The 22,806-nt window shown below is 66.8% G+C and carries 22 protein-coding genes and 1 pseudogene; 7 read left to right on the plus strand and 16 right to left on the minus strand.

Annotation, left to right across the window (positions count from 1 at the left end):
- Nucleotides 1-109: 109 nt before the first annotated feature.
- Nucleotides 110-1,666: a tRNA (N6-isopentenyl adenosine(37)-C2)-methylthiotransferase MiaB gene (gene miaB, locus ACFC0O_RS06320; protein ID WP_375955992.1), complete on the minus strand. Its 1,557-nt coding sequence runs from the start codon at nt 1,664-1,666 to the stop codon at nt 110-112.
- Nucleotides 1,667-1,895: 229 nt separating this feature from the next.
- Here miaB and ACFC0O_RS06325 point away from each other — a divergent pair, with 229 nt between their 5' ends.
- The 5 genes from ACFC0O_RS06325 (at nt 1,896) to ACFC0O_RS06345 (ending at nt 5,513) form a co-directional block, all read left to right on the plus strand.
- The gene (locus tag ACFC0O_RS06325; RefSeq protein WP_364632785.1) at nt 1,896-2,624 is read left to right on the plus strand and encodes an amino acid ABC transporter ATP-binding protein; all 729 of its coding nucleotides are present in this window, start codon (nt 1,896-1,898) and stop codon (nt 2,622-2,624) included.
- Nucleotides 2,625-2,664: 40 nt separating this feature from the next.
- On the plus strand, nt 2,665-3,498 hold the full coding sequence (locus ACFC0O_RS06330; protein WP_364631231.1) for a glutamate ABC transporter substrate-binding protein: 834 nt from the start codon (nt 2,665-2,667) through the stop codon (nt 3,496-3,498).
- Between the two features lie 71 nt (nt 3,499-3,569).
- The gene (locus tag ACFC0O_RS06335) at nt 3,570-4,250 is read left to right on the plus strand and encodes an amino acid ABC transporter permease (RefSeq protein WP_364631228.1); all 681 of its coding nucleotides are present in this window, start codon (nt 3,570-3,572) and stop codon (nt 4,248-4,250) included.
- Nucleotides 4,247-5,125 carry an amino acid ABC transporter permease gene (locus ACFC0O_RS06340; RefSeq protein WP_364631225.1) on the plus strand — a complete coding sequence of 293 codons (879 nt, stop codon included), beginning with the start codon at nt 4,247-4,249 and terminating at the stop codon, nt 5,123-5,125. Before ACFC0O_RS06335 ends, ACFC0O_RS06340 begins: the two co-directional genes overlap by 4 nt.
- A 121-nt stretch (nt 5,126-5,246) precedes the next feature.
- The gene (locus ACFC0O_RS06345; protein WP_375954328.1) at nt 5,247-5,513 is read left to right on the plus strand and encodes a hypothetical protein; all 267 of its coding nucleotides are present in this window, start codon (nt 5,247-5,249) and stop codon (nt 5,511-5,513) included.
- Nucleotides 5,514-5,541: 28 nt separating this feature from the next.
- Here ACFC0O_RS06345 and ACFC0O_RS06350 read toward each other — a convergent pair whose 3' ends face one another.
- From ACFC0O_RS06350 to ACFC0O_RS06365, 4 genes and pseudogenes are all read right to left on the minus strand, one after another.
- Entirely contained in the window at nt 5,542-6,099 is a 558-nt protein-coding gene (locus ACFC0O_RS06350; RefSeq protein WP_375954330.1) for a hypothetical protein, read from the minus strand.
- 691 nt (nt 6,100-6,790) lie between these two features.
- Nucleotides 6,791-7,309, minus strand: a pseudogene (recX, locus tag ACFC0O_RS06355) (recombination regulator RecX); the annotation flags it as partial.
- An 807-nt stretch (nt 7,310-8,116) separates the two neighbouring features.
- Complete coding sequence (recA, locus tag ACFC0O_RS06360; RefSeq protein WP_364631220.1) at nt 8,117-9,151, minus strand: recombinase RecA; 1,035 nt, start codon at nt 9,149-9,151, stop codon at nt 8,117-8,119.
- 162 nt (nt 9,152-9,313) lie between these two features.
- Nucleotides 9,314-10,336, minus strand: a complete 1,023-nt coding sequence (locus ACFC0O_RS06365; protein ID WP_375954333.1) for an Lrp/AsnC family transcriptional regulator — start codon at nt 10,334-10,336, stop codon at nt 9,314-9,316.
- A gap of 100 nt (nt 10,337-10,436) precedes the next feature.
- On the opposite strand from ACFC0O_RS06365, the gene ACFC0O_RS06370 reads away from it, so the two are divergent.
- Nucleotides 10,437-11,843: an MFS transporter gene (locus ACFC0O_RS06370; RefSeq protein WP_375954335.1), complete on the plus strand. Its 1,407-nt coding sequence runs from the start codon at nt 10,437-10,439 to the stop codon at nt 11,841-11,843.
- A gap of 48 nt (nt 11,844-11,891) precedes the next feature.
- Here the strand turns inward: ACFC0O_RS06370 and ACFC0O_RS06375 are convergent, their stop codons facing one another.
- The 4 genes from ACFC0O_RS06375 to ACFC0O_RS06390 form a co-directional block, all read right to left on the minus strand.
- Nucleotides 11,892-13,154, minus strand: a complete 1,263-nt coding sequence (locus ACFC0O_RS06375; protein WP_375954337.1) for a sensor histidine kinase — start codon at nt 13,152-13,154, stop codon at nt 11,892-11,894.
- Nucleotides 13,151-13,555, minus strand: coding sequence for a response regulator transcription factor (locus tag ACFC0O_RS06380; RefSeq protein ID WP_375954339.1), 405 nt, complete (start codon nt 13,553-13,555; stop codon nt 13,151-13,153). The genes ACFC0O_RS06375 and ACFC0O_RS06380 overlap by 4 nt, the downstream gene beginning before the upstream one ends.
- Nucleotides 13,556-13,604: 49 nt before the next feature.
- On the minus strand, nt 13,605-14,276 hold the full coding sequence (locus tag ACFC0O_RS06385) for a response regulator (RefSeq protein ID WP_375954341.1): 672 nt from the start codon (nt 14,274-14,276) through the stop codon (nt 13,605-13,607).
- Nucleotides 14,277-14,697: 421 nt separating this feature from the next.
- Complete coding sequence (locus ACFC0O_RS06390; RefSeq protein WP_364631205.1) at nt 14,698-15,150, minus strand: nuclear transport factor 2 family protein; 453 nt, start codon at nt 15,148-15,150, stop codon at nt 14,698-14,700.
- 127 nt (nt 15,151-15,277) lie between these two features.
- Between ACFC0O_RS06390 and ACFC0O_RS06395 the strand changes: the two genes are divergently transcribed.
- A complete protein-coding gene (locus ACFC0O_RS06395; RefSeq protein ID WP_375954343.1) occupies nt 15,278-15,832 on the plus strand; it encodes a CGNR zinc finger domain-containing protein in 555 nt (184 codons plus the stop codon).
- A 4-nt stretch (nt 15,833-15,836) separates the two neighbouring features.
- Here ACFC0O_RS06395 and ACFC0O_RS06400 read toward each other — a convergent pair whose 3' ends face one another.
- The 7 genes from ACFC0O_RS06400 to ACFC0O_RS06430 form a co-directional block, all read right to left on the minus strand.
- Nucleotides 15,837-16,028, minus strand: coding sequence for a DUF3046 domain-containing protein (locus ACFC0O_RS06400; protein ID WP_364631202.1), 192 nt, complete (start codon nt 16,026-16,028; stop codon nt 15,837-15,839).
- 84 nt (nt 16,029-16,112) lie between these two features.
- Complete coding sequence (locus ACFC0O_RS06405; protein ID WP_375954345.1) at nt 16,113-17,264, minus strand: glycosyltransferase; 1,152 nt, start codon at nt 17,262-17,264, stop codon at nt 16,113-16,115.
- 89 nt (nt 17,265-17,353) lie between these two features.
- Nucleotides 17,354-18,064 (minus strand): PIG-L deacetylase family protein, encoded by a 711-nt coding sequence (locus ACFC0O_RS06410; RefSeq protein WP_375954347.1) that lies wholly within the window; start codon nt 18,062-18,064, stop codon nt 17,354-17,356.
- A gap of 80 nt (nt 18,065-18,144) precedes the next feature.
- On the minus strand, nt 18,145-19,296 hold the full coding sequence (locus ACFC0O_RS06415) for an ROK family protein (RefSeq protein ID WP_375954349.1): 1,152 nt from the start codon (nt 19,294-19,296) through the stop codon (nt 18,145-18,147).
- A gap of 124 nt (nt 19,297-19,420) precedes the next feature.
- A complete protein-coding gene (locus ACFC0O_RS06420) occupies nt 19,421-20,860 on the minus strand; it encodes a sugar ABC transporter permease (RefSeq protein ID WP_375954351.1) in 1,440 nt (479 codons plus the stop codon).
- Nucleotides 20,857-21,630 carry an ATP-binding cassette domain-containing protein gene (locus ACFC0O_RS06425; protein WP_364631186.1) on the minus strand — a complete coding sequence of 258 codons (774 nt, stop codon included), beginning with the start codon at nt 21,628-21,630 and terminating at the stop codon, nt 20,857-20,859. The genes ACFC0O_RS06420 and ACFC0O_RS06425 overlap by 4 nt, the downstream gene beginning before the upstream one ends.
- Before the next feature lie 30 nt (nt 21,631-21,660).
- Nucleotides 21,661-22,806, minus strand: coding sequence for a sugar ABC transporter substrate-binding protein (locus ACFC0O_RS06430; protein WP_375954353.1), 1,146 nt, complete (start codon nt 22,804-22,806; stop codon nt 21,661-21,663).

Consider the following 22,806-nt stretch of genomic DNA (forward strand, 5'->3'; position numbering starts at 1 on the left):
GCTGCTGCTCGGTCATCTGTGGTGATCCTGAGTCATGCGGGAGTGGGGTCGACCCATCATGCCCCGCCCCGAATTCCGACTACTACGCGGTGTCGGAATCAGGACGCGATCAGGCACCGCATTCGGAGCCGCAGCCCGCGGCGGCGGCCGCCACGACGAGCGGCTTGCCGATGCTGGGCAGGCCGAGACCGACGCCGATGGGAGCGGTTTTCGGGGTGATGCCGCGCTCGTGGGCATCGCCCGCGGCCGTACGGCGGTGCGACTGGATCGGGGCATCGGCGATGAGGTGGTGCGGGGCCGCTTCGGTGACCGCCACCGTGACGATATCGCCGGGGCGGATTTCCGAGCCCGCGGGCAGATCGGCGGTCGGCCGGAAGTGGACCAGGCGGCCGTCCCGGGCGCGGCCGCTCATGCGAGCGGTGGCGGCGTTCTTCTTGCCCGCGCCCTCGGCGACCAGCAGTTCGACCGTGGTGCCGATGAGCTCCTGATTGGCTTCGAGGGAGACCTGCTCCTGCAGCGCGATGAGTCGCATATAGCGCTCCTGCACCACCTCTTTGGGGAGCTGATCGGGCATATCCGCGGCGGGCGTGCCCGGGCGGATGGAGTACTGGAAGGTGTAGGCGCTGGTGAAACGCGCCTGGCGCACCACATCCAGGGTGGCCTGGAAGTCCTCCTCGGTCTCGCCTGGGAAGCCGACGATGATGTCGGTGGTGATGGCGGCGTGCGGCATGGCCGCGCGCACCTTCTCGATGATGCCGAGGAATTTGGCGCTGCGGTACGACCGCTTCATGGCCTTGAGCACACGATCCGAACCCGACTGCAACGGCATATGCAGCTGCGGGCAGACATTCGGGGTCTCGGCCATCGCCTCGATGACGTCATCGGTGAATTCGGCCGGGTGCGGGGAGGTGAAGCGCACCCGCTCCAGGCCCTCGATATTGCCGCAGGCGCGCAGCAGTTTGGCGAACGCGCCGCGATCGCGCTCCTCGGTCGGATCTGCGAAGGAGACACCGTAGGCATTAACGTTCTGTCCGAGCAGCGTCACCTCCATGACGCCCTGATCGACCAGCGCCTGCACCTCGGCGAGCACATCGCCGGGACGGCGGTCGACCTCTTTACCGCGCAGCGCGGGCACGATGCAGAACGTGCAGGTGTTGTTGCAGCCCACCGAGATCGACACCCAGCCGGCGTACGCGGATTCGCGCTTGGCGGGCAGCGTGGACGGGAACGCCTCCAGCGATTCGATGATCTCGACCTGGGCCTCGGCGTTGTGGCGGGCCCGCTCCAGCAGCACCGGCAGCGAGCCGATGTTGTGCGTACCGAACACCACGTCCACGTACGGCGCCTTCTTGACCACGGTGTCACGGTCCTTCTGCGCGAGACAACCGCCGACCGCGATCTGCATGCCCGGCCGCTCGGCCTTGATCGGCGCGAGGTGGCTGAGCGTGCCGTACAGCTTGTTGTCGGCGTTCTCGCGGACCGCGCAGGTATTGAAGACAACCAGGTCGGCGGTATCGCCGGTGGCGGCCCTGACGTATCCGGCATCTTCGAGCAGGCCCGAAAGTCGTTCGGAGTCGTGCACATTCATCTGGCAGCCGTAGGTGCGCACCTCGTAGGTGCGCGCATCCTGCTCGGCAACCGCGTCATGTGCTGAAACCTGCGCCAACGAATTCACCCAATCAGGGTAATGGCTGGGCTCTCGGGGCCATAAACCCCGTCCGATGGTGGTGACCTGCGTCTCCGCGATCACCGCGGTATCAATCGCCGGTTACGGGAGGGTGTCGAGTCGAGGCACAGTACCGGTGTTCCCACCGAAGACGAGCATTTCGGGCACAGTGCCTCTAAGGTCACAGGTCATGACCGACGCGCCTGTTTCCATCAGCAAGTCCGCGCCGATGATCTCGATGCGGAGTGTGGACAAGCACTTCGGCTCGCTGCACGTGCTGCGTGACATCAATCTCGAGGTGCCCTCCGGGCAGGTCGTGATCGTGGTGGGACCTTCGGGTTCCGGCAAGTCGACCCTGTGCCGCACCATCAACCGGCTCGAGACCATCGACTCCGGTGAGATCGCCATCGACGGGGTGAATCTGCCCGATGAGGGTAAGGCGCTGGCCAAACTCCGTGCCGATGTCGGCATGGTGTTCCAGTCCTTCAACCTGTTCGCGCACAAGACGATTCTGGAGAACGTCATGCTCGCGCCCGTGAAGGTGCGCGGCACCGATAAGGCGCAGGCTCGCACGCACGCCATGGAATTGCTCGAACGGGTCGGCATCGCCAATCAGGCGGACAAGTATCCGGCGCAGCTGTCCGGCGGACAGCAGCAGCGCGTGGCGATCGCGCGGGCGCTCGCCATGAATCCCAAGGTGATGCTGTTCGACGAGCCCACCTCCGCGCTGGACCCGGAAATGGTGTCCGAGGTGCTCGAGGTGATGGTGCAGCTGGCCAAGGACGGTATGACCATGGTCGTGGTCACGCACGAGATGGGGTTCGCGCGCCGCGCGGGCAATCGCGTGCTGTTCATGGCCGACGGGCAGATCGTCGAGGACACCGATCCGGACTCGTTCTTCACCGCACCCAAATCCGATCGCGCCAAGGATTTCCTCGGCAAGATCCTGAGCCACTGACGTTTCCCTACAGACGTTTCCCTACAGAGAAGGACTCTCGATGAGGTTCAACCAGGTACTCAAGGTCGCAGTCGGGGCACTGGCCCTAACCGTCGTGGCCGCCGGTTGTGGTGGCGGCAGCGATAAGTCCGCCCAGCAGAACGCGGCGAGCGGCAAGCTGACCGTGGGCATCAAGTACGACCAGCCGGGTCTGGGCCTGCACAACAAGGATGGCTCGTTCAGCGGTTTCGATGTGGATGTGGCCAAGTTCGTGGCCGATAAGCTCGGTGTGAAGCCGGAGAACATCACCTTCAAGGAAGCGCCGTCGGCGCAGCGCGAAACGCTGATCCAGAACGGTCAGGTCGATTTCATCGCCGCGACCTACTCGATCACCGATAAGCGCAAGGAGAAGGTCGATTTCGCGGGGCCGTACTACCTGACCGGGCAGTCGCTGCTGGTGCGTTCGGACAATACCGATATCACCGGTGCGGATTCGCTCAACGGCAATAAGAAGCTGTGCTCGGTGAAGGGCTCAACCCCGGCGCAGAACGTGAAGGACAAGTACGCCAAGGACGTTCAGCTGCAGGAGTACGACACGTACTCGCTGTGCGTTGAGGCGCTCAAGTCCGGTTCGGTCGACGCGGTCACCACCGATGACATCATTCTGCGCGGTTACGCGGCGCAGTCCCCGGGTGCGCTGAAGGTCGTCGGCGCGCCGTTCACCACCGAGAAGTACGGCATCGGCGTCAAGAAGGGCGATGCCGAATTCCGCGGCAAGGTCAATGACGCCATCGAAGCCATGATCACCAGCGGCGCCTGGAAGGCGGCACTGGAGAAGAACTTCGCCGGAACGGGTTTCGAGATTCCCGCGCCGCCGCAGGTCGACCGGTACTGAGTTGAGCAGGCGTGCCGGGCGGTGGATCCGCCCGGCACGCTTTCTATTTCGAACGGAGGGGCTCGGGCGCCGTGTTCAACTTGATCTCGGACTACCACACCCAGCTGCTGGACGCGTTCTGGGTGACCATCAAACTGACGCTGTATTCGGCTGTGCTGGCACTGGTTCTGGGCACGATCGTGGCCGGGATGCGAGTGGCGCCGGTGCCGATCGCGCGGTTACTCGGCACGGCATACGTCAATGTCTTTCGCAATACGCCACTTACGCTGATCGTCATCTTCTGCTCGATCGGGTTGTATTCCACGCTCGGCGTCAAACTCGCCGCATCGGGACCGAATGATCTGGCGGAGAACAATTTCCGCTTCGCGGTGCTCGGATTGGGCGTGTACACGGCGGCTTTCGTCTGCGAATCGCTGCGGGCGGGCATCAATACCGTGCCGCTGGGGCAATCCGAGGCGGGCCGCTCACTGGGCCTGACATTTTTGCAGAATTTGCGACTCGTGGTGCTGCCGCAGGCATTTCGCGCCATCATCGGCCCGCTCGGCAGTGTGTTCATCGCGCTGACCAAGAATTCCACCGTCGCCTCGGTGATCGGTGTCGGCGAGGCCGCGCTGCTGATGGACACCATGAATGAGAACGAGGCCGCCCCGCTGGCCATCGGCGCGATCTTCGCGCTCGGCTTCGTGGTGCTGACCCTGCCGGCCGGTCTGCTGTTCGGCTGGCTGGCCAAACGATATGAGGTGGCGCGATGAGCTCGGCATCGGTTCTCTACGACGCACCGGGCCCCCGCGCGCGGCTGCGCTACCGGATCTACAGCGTCGTGGTCGTGGTGATCGCGGCGGTGCTGCTGTGGTTCGTCTACGACGCGTTCAACAGCAAGGGCCAGTTCGAGGCGGCCAAGTGGAAGCCGTTCCTGGAAGGGGACATCTGGTCCACGTATCTGCTGCCGGGTCTGCGCGGAACCATCGAGGCGGCCGGGCTGTCGATCGTGTTCGCGCTGGTGATCGGCATGGTGTTCGGCATCCTGCGGCTGTCCGATCATCGCAGTGTGCGGATCATCGCCGGAACGGTCGTGGAGGTGGCCCGGGCGATCCCGGTGCTGATCCTGATGATCTTCCTGTTCGCGATGTTCTCGCAGAACAATGTGTTCCCGTCGGATCAGCTGGCGCTCGCCGCCGTGGTGACCGCGCTGACCGTCTACAACGGATCGGTCATCGCGGAGATCGTGCGCTCGGGCATTCGCTCGCTGCCGCGCGGGCAATCCGAAGCGGCGGTGGCCCTCGGGCTGCGCAAGAACCAGGTCATGCGCCTGGTCCTGCTTCCCCAGGCCATCACCGCCATGCTGCCCGCCCTGGTCTCGCAAATGGTCGTGGCGCTGAAGGATTCGGCCCTCGGCTACCAGATCACCTATGTCGAGGTCGTCCGCGCCGGTAAGCAACTCGGTGCGGCCGAACAGAACACCATCCCCGCCCTCCTGGTGATCGCGGTGATCATGATCGCCCTCAACTACACCCTCAGCGTCATCGCCACCCGCCTGGAACGCTGGCTCCGCACCCGCAAACGCGGCAGCCGAACAGCCCTGCCCGCCAACACCAGCACCGCGGCACCGGGCATGAGCCTCACCTGATCACCGCCCCGGCTCGGGGGACTGCCGCAATGGCCGTCCCCCGAGCCGGGCCGAATCCCGACTTCAGGCCAATGTGCCCGAGCCTCGGACAACAACCGTCCCCACCTCGCATACTGCTGTAATGAGCGAAGCCGACAGCGCCCGAAGACAATTCCGTCTCGGCCTGCTCCTGCTCGCCCTCGCCACCCCCTTGGCCGCAGCCTGCACCGCCCTCGCCGCCGCCCTGGGCGCCCTCCTCCTCTCAGACGCCCGCAAACGCCTGAACCCACCCACACCCCTCCCCACCCCCAAAACCCTCCCCCGCGTCGCCAGCCCACGCCCCACCCCCCGAGCCGACTCCCGCCGCCCCCGCCGCGGCCCCCGCCAACACGGCCGAGTCCTCAACTGACCAGCCACCTTCCGGGCGCCGATCCCACTCAGGCTGACGGAGGGGTTTCGATTCCTGGCGGCATCCACGGCTGATCGCCGGGCGGAAGTGCACCGGTAAGCACTCCTAAGTCTGCCCGCGCAGATTCGTAGAAGGCGTTCCGCCTGCGGCCCATTTCCGAATACAGTCGCAGGTACTCCGCATGTTCCATGGCATGCCCGCGCGCTGGCCAGCCGAGCTCCCACGCCGCCCGATTCCAACTGCGCGCGGCCGCAACTGCTTCCGGCGAGCCCAGCAGCAATACCGTCTCCCATTTGATCGTCTTGTCAGCCTCGGCCTCGGCCAGCGCCTGCAAACCCGCATCGATATCAATTGGCAACGCGACCGCCGGGTATCCCCGCGCAGCGGCCAACCGATAGGACACCTGGACATACTGCTTCAACGAATTCGCATACTCGCTGTAGGCCGCCAGCCTCTTGTCGTCCCACCGAGTGCCATGACTTCTACGCCACTTGGCCCGCTCGTTCATGGAGGTAGCGGCAAAAGTTGTCCCGACCCCCAGCACCACGCCAACCAAGGGCAACAACTGCTGCATGACGGAGCTCATCCCAATATTTTGCCTGTGGCTCAACACAATTGGGCAGCCGCGAGATCAGGTGGCTGCCTAGTCTCAGGCGTACTTGCCAGGCTCGGGATTGTGGCTGCCAACCGGTGGGGCAAAGTTGGGTGCGCGGGCGCAGGTGACCATTCGAAGAATCCCGGCTATCCGCCGAACCTCGCTGGAGCGCGAACGGTCGCACGGTAGTTCGTTCTGGAGGCCCGGGGCCGTGGCGTCAGGGGCGGTCGAGGTCGGCGGCGGCTAGTTCGGCTTTGACGATGGTGTAGGCGGTGGATTGGTTGTAGCCGCGGCGGGCGAGCATGCCTACGAGGCGGGTTATTGCCTTCTGGCGGTCCAGGTTCGGGGGGAAGGTGCGGAGTTTGCGGCGGACCAGGTCGGCGGCGGGGTCGGAGTCTTGTTCGGGCGATTCGGAATCCGCGGGATCGTCGGTGACGATGGCTTTGCCGAATTTGTACATCGGGCGATTGGTGGCGGGCGCGGGTTTGGCCGACTTGGGTGCCTTCGATGTGCGGAGTGAGGTCGATTCATTCCGAGCGGGTTCCGAATCCGCCTCGGAGGTCGCGGCGCTTCCGGCTCGGGAGCGGGTGAGACCGCTGTTCGATTCGTGCGAACCGGCGTCCGACTGATCGGGCGGGGTGCGGCGGGATGACTGGGGTGGGGGTTTGCGGGTGTCGGTGAGACCGGCGGCCGCTACTTCGGGGGCTACTACCGCGAAGGCGGTGCCGGGGTCGTAGCCGCGGCGGGCGAGCATGCCGACCAGGCGGGTGATCGCCTTCTGGCGCTCTATGCCCTCCGGGAAGGTGCGGAGTTTGCGGCGGACCAGGTCGGCGGCGCGGGAGAGTTCATCATCGGAGGTGATGGTGGACAGTGCTTCGTCGGCGACTTCCGGTGCTATGCCCTTGCGGCGGAGTTCCTCCGCGAGCGCCTTCTTGCCCTTGCCGGAGTAGGTGTGGCGCGAGTAGACCCACTGCTGGGCGAAGGCCGCGTCATCGATGAGGCCGACTTCGGTGAGGCGATCCAGTACCTGATCGGACACCGCGGTCGAGAAGCCGCGGGCGGCAAGCTTATCCGCCAATTCGAACCGGCTGCGCGCACGATCGGTGAGCAACCGCAGGCAGATCTCCTTGGCCTGCGCCGGTTTACCACCATCGGGCAGCGGCTCCACCGGCTGCCCCGGACGACGCGCCCGCTGCGAACGCCGCCCCCGGCCGGATCCCCCATCCGAGGCTGAGTCTGTCCCGGACCGCCTCGAATCCGACTCGCCCCCAACAGATTCCCCGTCACCCCGGCGTCTGCGACGCCGATCGTTGGATTCGCCGTCGGCGGAGTCGGCATAACGCGAACGCCGACCATCCGACTCACCATCGGCAAAGTCGGCATCGCGCGAACGGGCACGGCGACCATTCGACTCGCCATCTGCAAAGTCGGCACCACGCGAACGAGCACGGCGGCCATCCAACTCGCCATCAGCGGAGTCGGCATCGCGCGAACGGGCACGGCGGCCGTTCGACTCGCCATCGGCGGAGTCAGGGTCGGCGTTGTCGCGCCGGGGGCGGCGGCTGTTCGGCTCGTCGCCTGAGGGTTCCGTGTCGTCGCGGCGGGCGCGGGTGGAAGTGGTGCGGCGGGTGGAGGATTGGGTCCAGCCGCCGGTGCCGGAATCGGATTCGGACCAGAGTTGTGACGTGTCTGCGGCACCGGACCACGGGTCACTCGAGGCGGATTCTTCCCAGCGGGAGGGGGCGGCGGAGGCGCCGCTGTCATCCCATTTGCTGGGGGCATCCCATGCGCCACGGCCGGAGGATCCGCCTGTGCCGGAGCCGTTTCGAGTCCTGGCACCTCCCGAACCGGAACCACCGGAGCCGCCCGCTCGCGCCGCGCGCTTGGCGCTGCGGGACTCGAGGGCGTCGAGTTGGCGGCGGAGGCGTTCTACGGCGTCGAGGCGGGAGTCCTCGGGCCCCGGCCGGGTGGGCCGGGGCTCGGGGGTGGACCGGTCTGTCATGGGAGGTTAGAAGTCGGCGGGAGCCTCTTCGGCGGTGACGTCCGCGCCGATGCCGAGCTTCTCCTTGATCTTCTTCTCGATTTCGTCGCGGACATCGGTGTTCTCCAGCAGGAACTTACGGGCGTTCTCCTTGCCCTGGCCGAGCTGGTCACCCTCGTAGGTGTACCAGGAGCCGGACTTGCGGATGAAGCCGTGCTCGACACCCATATCGATGATCGAGCCTTCCTTGGAGATGCCGACGCCGTAGAGGATGTCGAACTCGGCCTGCTTGAACGGCGGCGAGACCTTGTTCTTGACGACCTTGACGCGGGTGCGGTTACCGACCGCGTCGGAACCGTCCTTGAGGGTTTCGATACGACGCACATCCAGGCGCACCGAGGCGTAGAACTTGAGCGCCTTACCACCGGTGGTGGTCTCGGGCGAGCCGAACATGACGCCGATCTTCTCGCGCAGCTGGTTGATGAAGATGGCGGTGGTGCCCGAATTGTTCAGGGCGCCGGTCATCTTGCGCAGCGCCTGGCTCATCAGGCGGGCCTGCAGACCGACGTGGCTGTCACCCATTTCGCCTTCGATTTCCGCGCGCGGCACCAGGGCGGCGACGGAGTCGATGACGATGATGTCGATGGCGCCGGAACGCACCAGCATGTCGGCGATTTCCAGGGCCTGCTCACCGGTGTCGGGCTGCGAGACCAGCAGTGCGTCGGTGTCGACGCCGAGCTTGCGGGCGTAATCGGGATCGAGCGCGTGCTCCGCGTCGATGAACGCGGCGACGCCGCCCAGGGCCTGCGCGTTGGCGACCGCGTGCAGGGCGACGGTGGTCTTACCGGAGGATTCCGGACCGTAGATCTCGACGACGCGACCACGCGGCAGACCGCCGATGCCGAGCGCGACGTCCAGCGCGATGGAACCCGTCGGAATCACCGAAATGGGCTGGCGCACCTCTTCGCCGAGGCGCATGACCGCGCCCTTGCCGAAGCCCTTCTCGATCTGGGCAAGCGCCAGCTCCAGCGCCTTATCGCGGTCAAAAGCCTGTGGTGCCATCGTCTGGTTCCCCTTTTCGGCGGGTTGTCTTTACGTGCTGTGGTTGGCGCTCACGTTAGAGGGCGGCACCGACAAGTTCCGACGACGAGCTTAAACGAACACCTGTTCGAGGCAAACACCACACCCGCCGACACGCGGGACGGATATTTTCCGGTGCCCGAATCAGCGGATCAGCGAGATTCGGTCGGTGTCCATCAGCGCCTGCGCCTGCTTGAACGTCCGCAGCGACGGTGTCACCTCCACATCCACGATCCCGTCGAGTGCGCCCAGCCGCTCGGTGACGAACCGGTACAGATGCGCGATATCGCGGCAGACCAGCGCCGCGGTCAGCGTGGTCGGCCCGGTGGTCGCCCCGACGTAGGTGACCTCGGCATAGGTGGCCAGCGCCGACCCGACCGCGGCGAGATCGGCGGGCCGCACCCGCATCCAGATCGCCGCGCGCACCGCATAACCCATGCGTTCCAGCGCGAAATCCAGATCGAAATACAGCACACCGGATTCGACGAGTTCACTCATGCGCCGTGCGACGCGCGGTGCGCTCCAGCCGGTGGCGGTCGCGAGTTGCGCGTAGGGCGCGCGCCCGTCACGGGCCAGGATCGCCAGCATCGCCTCGTCCTCGCGGGTCAGCGCGAACGGTTCGTCGAATACCGCCGCGTCCTGCACCGGTTTGCCGGGACCCAGCATCCGCAGTTGATCGGCGGTGAACAGTCGGCTGAAGCGCGGCCAGTCCTCATCCTGTTCGAAGCCGTGCATGACCTCGTACGCGGTCAATCCGGTGACCTGTGGCGCATTCGGAATTATCTTCAGCAGCAGCGCATCTCGCCGTTCCGCGGTGCGCGCGCGGCTCACGCACATGATCTCCGAACCGGTGGAGAGCAGCGAGACCCAGCTCAGTTCGGGCAGTCGCGCCAGCGCCTCGCCGAGCCGCAATGCCGCGCTCGGCGTGGAGCGGATGCGCAGGATCCAGCGCGCGTAACCGAGGGGTACGACATTGACCTGCCCGGAGACGTGAATGATGCCGCGCTGCAACAGCGATCGATACCGCCGGGCCACGGTCTGCTCCGAAACATCCAGTACCGCCGCGAGTTTGGCGAAGGGGATGCGGGCGTCCACCACCAGCCCGTGGATGATTCGCTTATCGAGGTCATCGAGGATGGCGGATTCCTGGACGGATTCGTCAATCATAGCAAGAATCTAACGCATATGCCGCTGTGGGTGTGTGAAATCTGGGCCACAAGCCACGCTGAACGCACAAATCGTTCATTCTTTCCGTGGAGGCTCCCTCATGCGAAAATGGCTCCCCCTTTTCGCCGCGTGCCTGGGCACGCTCATGCTTCTCATCGACGTCACCATCGTGAATGTCGCACTTCCCGATATGGCCGCCGACCTCGGCACCGGACTGTCGGGCCTGCAGTGGATCGTGGACGGCTACGCGCTCGCCCTGGCCGCGCTGCTGCTGGTACTCGGCTCGCTCGCGGACCGGATCGGCGCGAAACCGGTCTATCTGGCCGGACTCACCCTCTTCGCCGTTTCGTCACTGGTGTGCGGAATGGCCGGGGACACTTCGCTTCTCGTACTCGCCCGGGTGTTCCAGGGCATCGGCGGCGCGGCCATGTTCGCGACCACGCTGTCACTGCTGCACGCCACCTATACCGGCCGCGATCGCGGTATCGCCTTCGGCGCCTGGGGTGCGGTGAGCGGTGCGGCGGCCGCGCTCGGCGTGGTGCTGGGCGGTGTGCTCACCGATCTGCTGTCGTGGCGGTGGATCTTCTTCGTGAACCTGCCGATCGCGGCGGTCACCGTCGCGCTCTCGGTCGTCGTTTTCCCCGCCTCGCAACGCAATTCGGGTCATCGGGTGGATCTGCCGGGCATGCTGGCGTTCACGGTGGCGGCGACCGGGATCACCTTCGGCATCATTCGCGGTGGCGAGCACGGCTGGGATGACGGCGGAGCGCTGACCGCGCTGCTGTTCGGCATCGCCGCCGCGGCCCTGTTCGTGTTCATCGAATCCCGCAGTGCGGCACCGATGTTGCCGCTGCGACTGCTGCGCAACCGCACCTTCGCCGGAACCCTGCTCGGTGCGTCCGGGCAGACCTTCGCTGCTTTCGCCGCCTCACCGCTGATCTCGCTGTGGTTGCAGCAGCAGCTGCATATGAGCCCGCTGCGCACCGGTCTGGCATTGCTGCCCATGGCCGTAACGGCTTTCGTGGTGGCCGGTGCGACCGGTCGCTTCCTGCACGATGCCGCGGCGCAGTGGACGATCGGGGCGGGCCTGATCGTGATCGGCATCGGGGCGGGGTTGCTCACCCTGGTCGACAGCGGATCCTCCTGGACCGCTTTGATTCCCGGCCTGGTGGTGATCGGCGCGGGAGCGGGTATCAACGCGCCCGCACTGGTGTCGACCGGCATGGCGGCGGTGCCGCCGCAACAGAGCGGCACCGCGGCGGGTGCGGTGAACACCGCCCGCCAGCTCGGGCTCGCCCTGGGAGTCGCGGTGCTGGGCACCGTATTCCGCGGCAGCGCGGGCGATACGCAGCCGACTCCGCCCGGGCAATTCGTGGACGGACTGGACGCGGCCTTCATCGTGGCGGGCGTGGTCGGCCTGGTATTCGGTGCGGTGGCGTTCGCGCTGCTGCGCCGGGCACAGGTGCAGTCGCCGCCGGTAAATCCCGTGGCCGTGCCGGTCGGCTGATACGACGAGCGGCCGAGTGGCGGCGCGGCCACAACGATCGGTGCGTGCCTAACGCGATAGCCGGGACACCTCTTCATCATCGATGCGGGGGTGTCCCGGAATCGGTTGGGCGGGAACGGTTGCCGTCACCCGCGTGCCCTGTCCCGGCGTCGAGGCCACGATCAGCGCGCCACCGATCACCGCGAGGCGATCCTGCATATTCGTGAGCCCCACGCCCGCGGGCTTTTCCGATGGCTCGAATCCGCATCCGTTGTCCGACACGGTGATCGTCAGAGTCCCGTCCTCCTGATGCGCGGAAATGGTGGCGGTGACACCGTTCCCGCCGTGTTTGGCGGTGTTCTGCAACGCCTCGAGACAGCAGAAGTAGAGTGCGGTCTCGATCTCGCTGCGATATCTGCCCAGATCGGCGATATTCAGCAGCACCGGCACGGCGGAGCGGTGCGTGACACCCGCCAGCGCGGCCCGCAATCCGCCCGAGGCGAGCAGGGTCGGATAGATGCCGTGCGCGAGCCGGCGGATCTCCCCGATCGCGGTTTGCAGCAGATCGCTTGCCTCGGTGAGCATTCGGGCGCATTCGTCATCGTTCGACCCCACCAGCTGCCGGGCCAGTTGCACCGTCACGGCGACCGCGACCAGATCCTGTTGCGCGCCGTCGTGCAGATCGCGTTCGAGCCTGCGCCGCTCGGCATCGATGGCCGCGACCAGCCGGGCGCGCGAGGCCGCGAGCTGTTCGGCGCGCCGCGCCAGCAGCTGCTGGGACAGGGCCAATGCGTCCGCACTGCGCCGGGCGGCGGTCGCGATGTCCTGCAATGTGGTCGCGGTATGCCACACCACCAGCAGGATCAGCGTGGACATCACCGGAAGCCCGACGATGGCGGCTGCGGAGATGCCGGGTGAGCGCGGCACCGAACTCAGCAGCGGGGCGGCCAGCACCCCGCACACCACGATGCTGGCGATGGTGACGATCGAGAAGCCCGGCAGTCGTCGCCGATCCACGTACGGGACAACGAAAATGGCGGGCAGGATCGCCGCGACCACGTGAATCGGGAGTGTGAACGGCGACAGATACGACGCCACCATGGCGCTCACCCACAGCTCGATCGAGATCACGGTGACCGCGAAGGCCAGCGCACCGCGCTCCACCAGCCGCAACACCCCGATATCGATGAGGGCGTTGAACGCGAGCACCGCGGCCAGCGCGATATTCCAGATCGAGGGCCGCAGCAGCTGCGCGACCAGGCACAGCCCGAGCAGTACCGCGATGGTGCCGAAGGCGGCGAACAGGAACTGCCGCAGCCGAATCCGGCTCACGGCGGCGGTGTCATCCCAGTCGTGCGCCAGCGGTTCAGTCGGGTCCAGACCGTCGCGATCAGCTCCGGGCTCAGGTTTTCCTTGTGCACGTATCCCGCTGCGCCACACTGCGATACCTCGTCCGGGAGATCGGATGTGTCATAGGTCGACATCAGCAGCACCCGCACGCCGGGGTGCGCGCCGCTGATCCGGCGGGTCGCCTCGATACCGCCGATACCGGGCATATTGATATCCATCAGTACCAGCCCGGACGCCGCACGCGTGAGCAGTTCCAGGGCCGCCTCACCGGTGGCGGCCTCACCCGCGACGGTGAAACCCGCGCTGGCCGCGATCGTGGCGGCCAGGGCACGCCGGAAGGCCGCGCGATCATCGACGATCCACACCGGCACTTCGGCATTCATGCTGTCATGGTGCCGCGCGGGGCCGGGCATCGAAAGGGTGCACACACCCCTAACGGTCGTTCGCGGACAGGAATACCAGTACCGCGGCCACCCGCTGATCCAGTGCCGGATCCGCGGTCAGCCCGAGCTTGGCGAAGATCGAATTGATGTGCTTCTCCACGGCTCGCTGGGAGAGCGCCAGCCGTTCGGCGACGACCCGATTGCTGCCGCCGAGCGCGATCTCCCCGAGCACCTGATGTTCGCGCGCGGTGAGGCGGTCGACCAGCTCCCGCTGCGGACGTTGCGCCAGTAGCGCTTCCATGATCATCGGATCGAGAATCGAACCGCCGCCCGCGATCACGTGCACCGCGTTGAGCAGCTGATCGAAATGCGCGATGCGTTCCTTGAGCAGGTATCCGCGCCCCACCGAGCCGCCGTCGAGCAGCCCTGCGGCATAGCCGGGTTCGGCATAGTGCGAGAGCACCAGCACCCCCGTGCCCGGATGCGTCTCGCGCAGTAATTTGGCCAGCCGCACCCCCTCATCGGTGCCGGTGGGCGGCATCCGCACATCGGTGATGAGCACATCCGGCCGCGCCGAACGCACCACCTCGAGCGTCGAGGCGAAATCGGTGCCCGCCCCGACCACTTCGATCCCCGAATCCGTTGCCAGCACCCGCAATACGCTCTCGCGAATCAGTATCGAGTCCTCGGCGACGACAACCTTCACCCGGCCGGTGTTCACATCTGCGAGGATCCTCCACCCCGCGCCGGCGCGCACCCGTACCGCACTACCTCAATTCCCGGGGCGCACCGCTCGCACGGTGGTGCCAGCACCCCGTCCACGAGTGGTGCGTACAGGCTGCCGCCCCGGACCCCGATCGCCGACTATTTAGAGGCCGACGCAATCCCGCATCGGCAACCACCCGCCCCATAAGGCCATCGCGGCACTGCCCGCCGCGATGGCCGAGCGGGAGCACAACTTTCGGCCCGAGCGCAGCTGGCGTGCGAATCCGCCACGAGCTCGCCCACCGGCCACTTCCGGTGATACTCCGGGGCGGCGCGGCGGAGGGGTCCGCACCGCCCCGGAGGCACACCGGGCACAGCGGCCGGGGAGGACCTCCGCACGCGGCCCGCGCCGCGGCGAATCACGGACGGCCTCCGGACTATTGGAGCGGCAGGTCCCAGTTGTCGTCCGCCTCGGTGCGCGGCCCGAAGATGCGGCGGGCGGATTCATCGATGCGGGTGTCGTTGATGCTGGCTTCGCGACGGGACATCAGGCCCTCGGGGGAGAATTCCCAGAGCTCATTGCCGTAGCTGCGCCACCATTGGCCGGAATCGTCATGCCATTCGTATTGGAAGCGCACGGCGATGCGGTTCCCATCGAAGCTCCAGAGCTGTTTGCGCAGCGCATAGCCATTCTCGGCGGACCATTTGCGCTTCAGGAAGTCGACGATCTCGGCGCGGCCGGTCAGGAATTCATCGCGATTGCGCCAGACCGAATCCTCGGTGTATGCCTGCGCGACCTTCTCGGGATCGCGGGTGTTCCAGGCGTTTTCGGCGGCACGGACCTTCAGCTTGGCCGATTCCAGGTCGAAGGGCGGCAGTGGGGGTCGCATGGTGCGGTCCTTTCACGGAAGAATTAACCCTACTGAGGCGTTTGACTGGTTAGAAACCTAGGGTCGAGGACCCGTGGTGTCAACCTTCATTGTCGACAACACCGGTTAGTGAGGAGGTGTTCCACCGATGACGAGCTCGCGACAGTTAGTCTCAGGCGTGCCCGATGCCCGCCCCCACCTCGGCGAACCGCTTGCGCTGGATCTGCTGAACACCCGCTGGATCGATGCGGAGGGTCCGCAGGATCTGCTCACCGACCTCGCCGGATTGCGGCGGTGGCTGGCGGATAACGACCTCTCGGTCGCGGTCGACGCCGCCATGCTGCGCGCGGTCGTGGCCACGCGCGAGGCGATCCTGCACACGGTGCGCGGCGGCTCCGCCGATGAGCTCAATCGGGTGCTGGACCACGGTCGCATTCGCCGCGTCCTCACCCCGGACGGTCCGGTCGCCGAACCCGATGTCCGGCAGGCCGAATGGTTCCCGGCCTGGCTGGCCGCCGAAAACCTATTGGAGCTATTGGCCGCGGCCCCCGACCGCATCAAACAGTGCGCCCACCCCAACTGTGTGCTCTGGTTCCACGACACCTCGAAGAACGGCGCTCGCCGCTGGCATTCCATGGCGACCTGCGGCAATCGCGCCAAGGCCACCCGGCACTACGCCAAGAAGACACATCCGGACGAGTAGGGACTTACCAGCGCGTCTTGGGCACATCGAACTCCGCGCAGAGCGCGCGCCACACATCGCGCGGATCGATGCCCGAATCGATGGCCTGCGCACCCGTCTTCCCGATCCGCGGCAGCACATGATCGGTGAGCAGCGCGTCCCCGCGCGCCGTGCCGAACTCGGTATGCAACAGCTCCTGGAATTCCGTCAATCGCACGGCCGCGAGCCTACGCCACGGCCAAGACCCGCGCGCACCGCTCCGCTTTCCGCGAAATCCACGTGCGGCACCCATCCGGCGACGTCAGGCGTTGGCGACGTCATGACAGATCTGGACGGGGTCGGAGACCACCGCCGCTCCGGCCGCGGCCGATCGGGCGGCGGCGGTGTAGGCCGGATCGTCGAGGATCTGTTTCACCGCATCGCGCACCGATTCCGGCGTGAGCGGTCGAATGAGGATCGAACTGCCCTGGCGGACAACACGATTCGCCAGCTCCCATTGGTCGCCGCCACCGGGGACGGTGACCACGGGCACACCGGCCAGCAGCGATTTGGCGAGCAGTCCGTGCCCGCCGCCGCCGATGACCACCGAGGCATGGCGAAGCAGTTCATCCTGGCGGCCCAAACCCGCTGTGGCCCAGGCGGGCAACTCGGCAGGCGGGGTATCCAGGGTGGAGACCGCGACGCGCACGCCCGCACCGCGCAGACCCTCGAGCACGGTGTCGACCATGTCGGCGACACCCGTGTGCGCGGTCGAGGGCGCGACCATGATCAACGGTTCATCGCCGGGCGGCAGTTCCAGAATGTGATCGGTCGGCTCCCACAGCAGCGGCCCGACCAGATGCGCGTTCTCCGGCCAGTCAGGTCGCGGCACCTCGAGCGCGGGCAGGGTGGCGATCAAGCGCGCGGCCGGTCCCGGATCCTGTTCGGGCAGGCCGATACTCACCCGCGCCAGTCCGCGCTGTGCCTCGCCCCGGCGGATATCGCGGGCGGTCAGCGTGCGCAGCACAGAATCCCGGGCGCGACCGCGCATCCCCTCCCCCGGTGTGAGCCCACTTCCGATGGGCGGCAACCCCTTCGACGGCAGGTACAGCGGATGCGGTGACAGCTCCACCCACGGCAGCCCCAACCGCTCGGCCGCCATCCCGCCACCGGCGGTGAGCACATCCGACACCACCAGTTCGGGGAGCATGGCGCTCAGATCCGGCAGGATCTCGGTCGAAATATGCGCCGCCCGTTGGTGGATGCGGGCACCCGCGTCGGCATCGTCATCCTCGGCGCGCGGGGCCAGCCCCTTCAACCGCCGCACCCCGATACCGGCCGCCAGCGCCGCGTCGAACCACCGCGGGCTGGTGAACAGCACCGGATCATCGCCCGCCGCCAGCATTCGCAGGCATAACGCGATCGCCGGAAAGGCATGTCCCGGATCAGGCCCGGCCACCACCGCTACTCGCACACGCGTAGCCTCCCACACCGCCCCGCCCCCACCCGCACCTCGCCCAACAACACCCGCCGGTATTGCCCCCGACGGGCGAATTGACGGGGTTACCCGGCGAAGTAGTAGAGCTCGAAAGAGACGGCTCGGGCGGCTGGGAAGCCCTCTTTGGGACCGGCGGTCATATCGATGACCGCGCGCGCCTGATCGAGCACGGGGTCGGAGCTCAGCGCGGCGAGGTAGCGGTGGTGCGCGGCGAGGGATTCCACGGCCGTTTCGATGGTGTCGGTGACGTCAACGCCGTGGCTGCCGTCGGCGACACCGCAGACCGCGGCCCAGCGCGGGGAGTGCGGGGGCAGGTCCAGGTCCGTGTGAATCCATTCGTTGCCCGCATCGGATACCGCGTCCAGGCCGGAGCGGCCGACGGCGCGGTGGTCTGCGCTATTGGCGTAGCCGCGCGCCCAGACATCGCCGAAGTTGAAGAGCACCACCATATCCGGCTGATGCCGTCGAATGGCGGCCGCCAGATCGCGGCGCAGTGCGAGACCCTCCTCGATGCGGCCGTCCGGATAGCCGAGGAATTCGACCTGGCTGACGCCGACGATCTTCGCGCTGGCGCGCTCCTCGTCCTCGCGCAGCGGACCGGCCTCGGCGGGTGTCAGCCCCGCGATGCCCGCTTCGCCGCTGGTGACCAGGACGTACCGAATGTCCTTGCCCTGCCGGGTCCATCGCGCGACGGCCGCGGCCGCACCGTATTCGATGTCATCGGGGTGCGCGACGATCACCAGTCCGCGCTGCCAGTCCTCGGGAAGCTGCTCCATGGGTGAATTCAATACCAGACCCGGGCCAACGGACGCCGACTCGTACGATTCGATGCCGCGCGTTATCCGCGCACGCACTGCTACAGCGCGGCGAGAACGCCGTCGAAGGCGGCTTCGGCCGCACCCAGCAATTTCAGATCGGCTCCCAGCCGGGACTTTTCGATGCGCACCCCGCCGAGCGCGCGACTGACCATGCTGCGACGGCGCACCTCATCGGCGACCTTGGCGACCGTCGCATCGGGCAGCGCGGTGAAGAGATCCCCGAGCACCACCAGTTCCGGGCCGAGGATATTCACGACATTGACCAGCCCGAGCACCAGCCAGTTCAGATAGTCGGCGAGGCGGGCATCGCAATCCTCGTGCAGCTCACGGAGTTCGGCGACGATCGCCCCGCGCGGCCCGTGCTCGGGCAGCCCGAGCGCACGGCACAGCGCCGCTTCGCCGACCTCGGTTTCCCAGCAGCCCTCATTGCCGCAGTGGCAGGGCAGGCCGCCGGGGCGCACCATCATATGGCCGATTTCGCCGAGATAGCCCGCCGAGCCGCGCAATAGCGCACCCTGCGCGATCAATCCGCCGCCGACCCCGACATCGGCGGAGACGAACACGGCATCGCTCGCACCCTTGCCCGCACCGCGCACATGCTCTGCGAGCGCACCGAATTCGGCATCGTTGCCGACCACGACGGGCAGTTCCAGTACCGCGCCCAGCCGCTGCCCCAGCGCCACCTCGGCCCAGCGCAGATTCTCCGAACTGCGCACCAGGCCGTCGGAGCGGCGCACCACCCCCGGCACCGACACACCCGCCGAGAGCGGCCGCACGCCGAGATCATCGGCCAGCAGCGCGGCGGATTCGGCGACGTGGGTGATCACCTCATCCGGTTCCCGTTGCCGCCCATGCAGATTCCAGCTGTTGCGCCCCAGCACCTGCCCGCCGAAGCCCACCAGCGCGATCCCGGCGTGCTCGGCGCGCACATCCACCGCCAGCACCGCCGCGGACTGCGGTTGCGGCAGCACCAGCAGCGATGGGCGGCCCGCGCCGCTGGCCAGGCGCGGCACCCGCTCCTCCACCAATCCGGCTTCGGCGAGTCCGTCGACCAGCATTTTGATGGTGGATCGATTGAGCCCCAACGCGGTGGCGAGCGCTGCCCGGGTGGTGGGTCCTCCGGTATGCAGCAGCCTCAAGAGGCTGGACCGGTTATAGCGGCGCACCTCGTCCGGGCGGGCGACGGTCATGGACTTAGCAATACCATTGCCGCCCCGAGCGCCCTTCTCGCGCCTTGCGTGTTCCGCGCAACGCCGCGCGAATTCGCGCCACCCGCAGCCACGTTGAGCGTGGCTGCGAGCGAATTGCGCGGCCTCATCGCTGCGCCGTCGCCGAGCGCCGCCGGGACAGCGCGTCGACGGTCGCGGCGAGCAGCAGCACCAGACCGGTGACGATGGAGACCACCGCCGCCGGTTGCTGCAGCAGACCCAGACCGTTGGATACGACCGCCAGCACCGCACCGCCGATCACGGCATCGGCCACCCGGCCGCGGCCGCCGAACAGCGAGGTGCCGCCGATCACGGCCGCGCCGACGGCGAACAGCAGGGTGTTGAGCCCGCCCGCCTGCGGATCGACCGAACCGACCTTGGACGAGTAGACGATCGCGCCCACCGCCGCACAGGACGAGGAGATGACGAAAACACTTGCGCGCAACTGGGTTACGTTGATGCCCGCGCGGCGCGCGGCTTCGGCGTTACCGCCGACGGCATAGATGTGGCGACCGTATCGAGTCCGGTTGAGCACGAAGGTGCCCGCGACCAACAGCGCCAGCACGATCGGAACCACATACGGCACACCGGAGATGACGATCAAATTGCTCGGCGAACGATTCACGGTCAGCAGCGCGGTCGCCACGGCCGCCAATACGGTGAGCGCCAGCACTTTCGCGGCGACCAGCGGCGTCGGCTGGGTCACCAGCCCGCGTTGCCGCCGCCGCAGATGACCGCCGAGGGTGACCACCGCGTATCCGCCCGCGCCCACCACGAACAGCGCCCAACTGCCGGCGGTGGACAGATTCCCGTTCGCCACCTGATCGAGCACATGCGAGGAGCTGATGCCCAGGACACCGCCCTCACCGATGAGTTGCAGGATCACGCCCTGCCAGGTCAGGAACAGCGCCAGGGTCACCACGAACGATGGCATGCCGATCTTGGCGATCAGGAATCCGGTGATGCAGCCGATGGCCGCGCCCACGCACACCGCGAGCAGCATCTCGATCCACGGATTGGCCTTGAAGCCGATGACGGTGATCAGCACACCGAGCAGCGACATGGCCACGCCCGGCCAAATGCGCAGCAGCCCGGCCAGAATCGCCGCCAGCACCAGCAGGCCGTTGAAGAGGAAGAACACGGTGGAACCCATGCCGGTGAGCAGGTTCCCGTCGTGCACGTAATGCATGGCCAGCACCGCGCCCGCCACCCCGGACGCGGTACCCGCCGACAGGTCGATCTCCCCGATCAGCAATACATAGACGATGCCGATCGCGATGATCGTCTGCCCCGCGCCCTGCGCGAGCAGATTGGCGATGTTGTTGAGCGAGAAGAACACATCGGACTGCACCGAGAACAGCACCACCAGTGCGAGCAGACCCAAAAGGGCCGGGAGCGAACCGATCTCGCCTCCCCTCAAACGGGCGAGATACTCTCCCAGCGCCTCTCGGGTGGATCTGGTGGTGGTGTCGATACCGAAATCGGTGATCGCGGCGGTATCGGATTTCTCCGAAACCTTGTTCATGTCAACGGCTTTCTCGCTCACAACGCCACCGCTTCCGGACGAGCCAGCCCGAGGTCACCCGAGCGACCGGCGGTGATCAACTCCACCACCTGACTGTGCGTGACATCGGCGGTGCGCACCTGGGCCGCCATCCGGCCCAGGTACAGCACCGCGATGCGGTCCGCGACCTCGAAGACATCGGCCAGGTTGTGGCTGATCAGCACGACGCCCAGACCCTGTTCGGCCAAGCGCCGCACCAGATCCAGCACCTGCCGGGTCTGCGCGACGCCGAGCGCCGCGGTGGGTTCGTCCAGCAGCACCAGATTGCTGTTCCAGAGCACCGCTTTGGCGATGGCCACGGTCTGCCGTTGCCCGCCCGAGAGCGAAGCCACCGGTGTGCGAACGGATTTCACCGTCCGCACCCCGAGGGAGGCCAGCGTGGTGCGCGCCGCCTCCTCCATGCTCGCCTCGTCCAGCAGCCACGGTTTCCCGCGTTCGCGGCCGAGGAACATATTGGCCACGATGTCGAGATTGTCGGCCAGGGCCAGGTCCTGGTAGACCACCTCGATACCGAGCGCCGCCGCGTCCTTGGGCCCGCGCAGGTGTGCGGGCTCACCCCGGAATCGCACCTCGCCGGAGTCCGAAGGGTGTATTCCGGCAACGCATTTCACCAATGTGGTCTTGCCCGCGCCGTTATCGCCGACCAGGGCGGTGACCTCGCCGGCAGGTACGGTCAGATCCACATCGTGCAGTACGTGCACCGGGCCGAAACTCTTGTTCAGTCCGGTGATCTGGAGCAGCGGCTCGCTCATCACATAGTTCTCCGGCTAGTTACGACGGCGTCAGGAAATGCCGAGTTCGGTGCAGGCGGCCTTGAGATCGCCACCGCAGATATCGCTCGCCTTGACGAATCCGGCGTCGGTCACCACTTTGACGTCCGCGCGGGTGATCGTCTGCGGGGTCAGCAGTACCGATTTCACATCCCGCTTGCCCTTGGGATCCTGGCTCACGGCCGTCGCCAGCGCATCCGCTGCGGCTTTATCACCCTTGGCCAGTGCCACTGCGAGTTTGGCGGCGGATTCGGCCTCATCCTTGATGGGCTTGAAGACCGTCATGTACTGATCGCCGCGCAGCACGGCCTTGAGGCCGTCGGCGGTGGCGTCCTGGCCGGTCACCGGGACCTTGCCATTGAGACCGTTCTTCTTCAGCACGGTGATGACCGCGCCCGCGAGGCCGTCATTGGCGGCCACGACGCCGTCGACCTTGCCGCCGTTGCCGGTGAGGATCTGCTCGAAGGTGCTGCCGCCCTTCTGGTTATCCCAGCCGTCGATGGCCTGGCTGCGCACCAGCTTCAATACGCCCGAATCATAAAGCGGCTGAAGGGCTTTGAGCTGACCCTGATGGAACAGGGTGGCGTTGTTATCGGTGGGCGCGCCCTCGATCTCGACGACCTGTGCGCCCGGCTTGTCCTTGAGCGCGGTGATCAGGGCCTGGCCCTGGAGTTCGCCGACGCGCACATTGTCGAAGGAGACGTAGTAGTCCGAGGATCCGCCCAGATTGAGGCGGTCGTAATCGATGGTCGGGATTCCGGCCTTCTTGGCCTTGGCGGCGACCGCGCTGCCGACCTCGCTGTTGATCGAGGCGACGATGAGCACCTTGACGCCCTTGGCGATCATGCCGTCGGCGAGGGTGGTGAACTTCTGCACATCACCCTGGGCGTTCTGCACGTCGGCGTCGAATCCCTGTGCGCGCAGGGCCTGCTGGAGCATCGGCTTGTCGAATGATTCCCAGCGCGCCGAGGTCGCGGTCTCGGGGAGGATGACCCCGACCGTGCCATTGCCGCCGCCACCCGAAGGGGCGGAGGAGGATTCGGTGCTGCTGGTGGAGTTGGATCCGCACGCGGTGAGCGTGAGCAGACCCGTTAGCGCCACGGCCATGGCAACGGTCGCGGACCGCAGGCGGCGCTTCGGCGAGTTCTTCGTCCTCAT

Origin of the sequence: Nocardia sp. NPDC056100 (assembly GCF_042266325.1) — a bacterium.
Lineage (GTDB): Bacteria > Actinomycetota > Actinomycetes > Mycobacteriales > Mycobacteriaceae > Nocardia.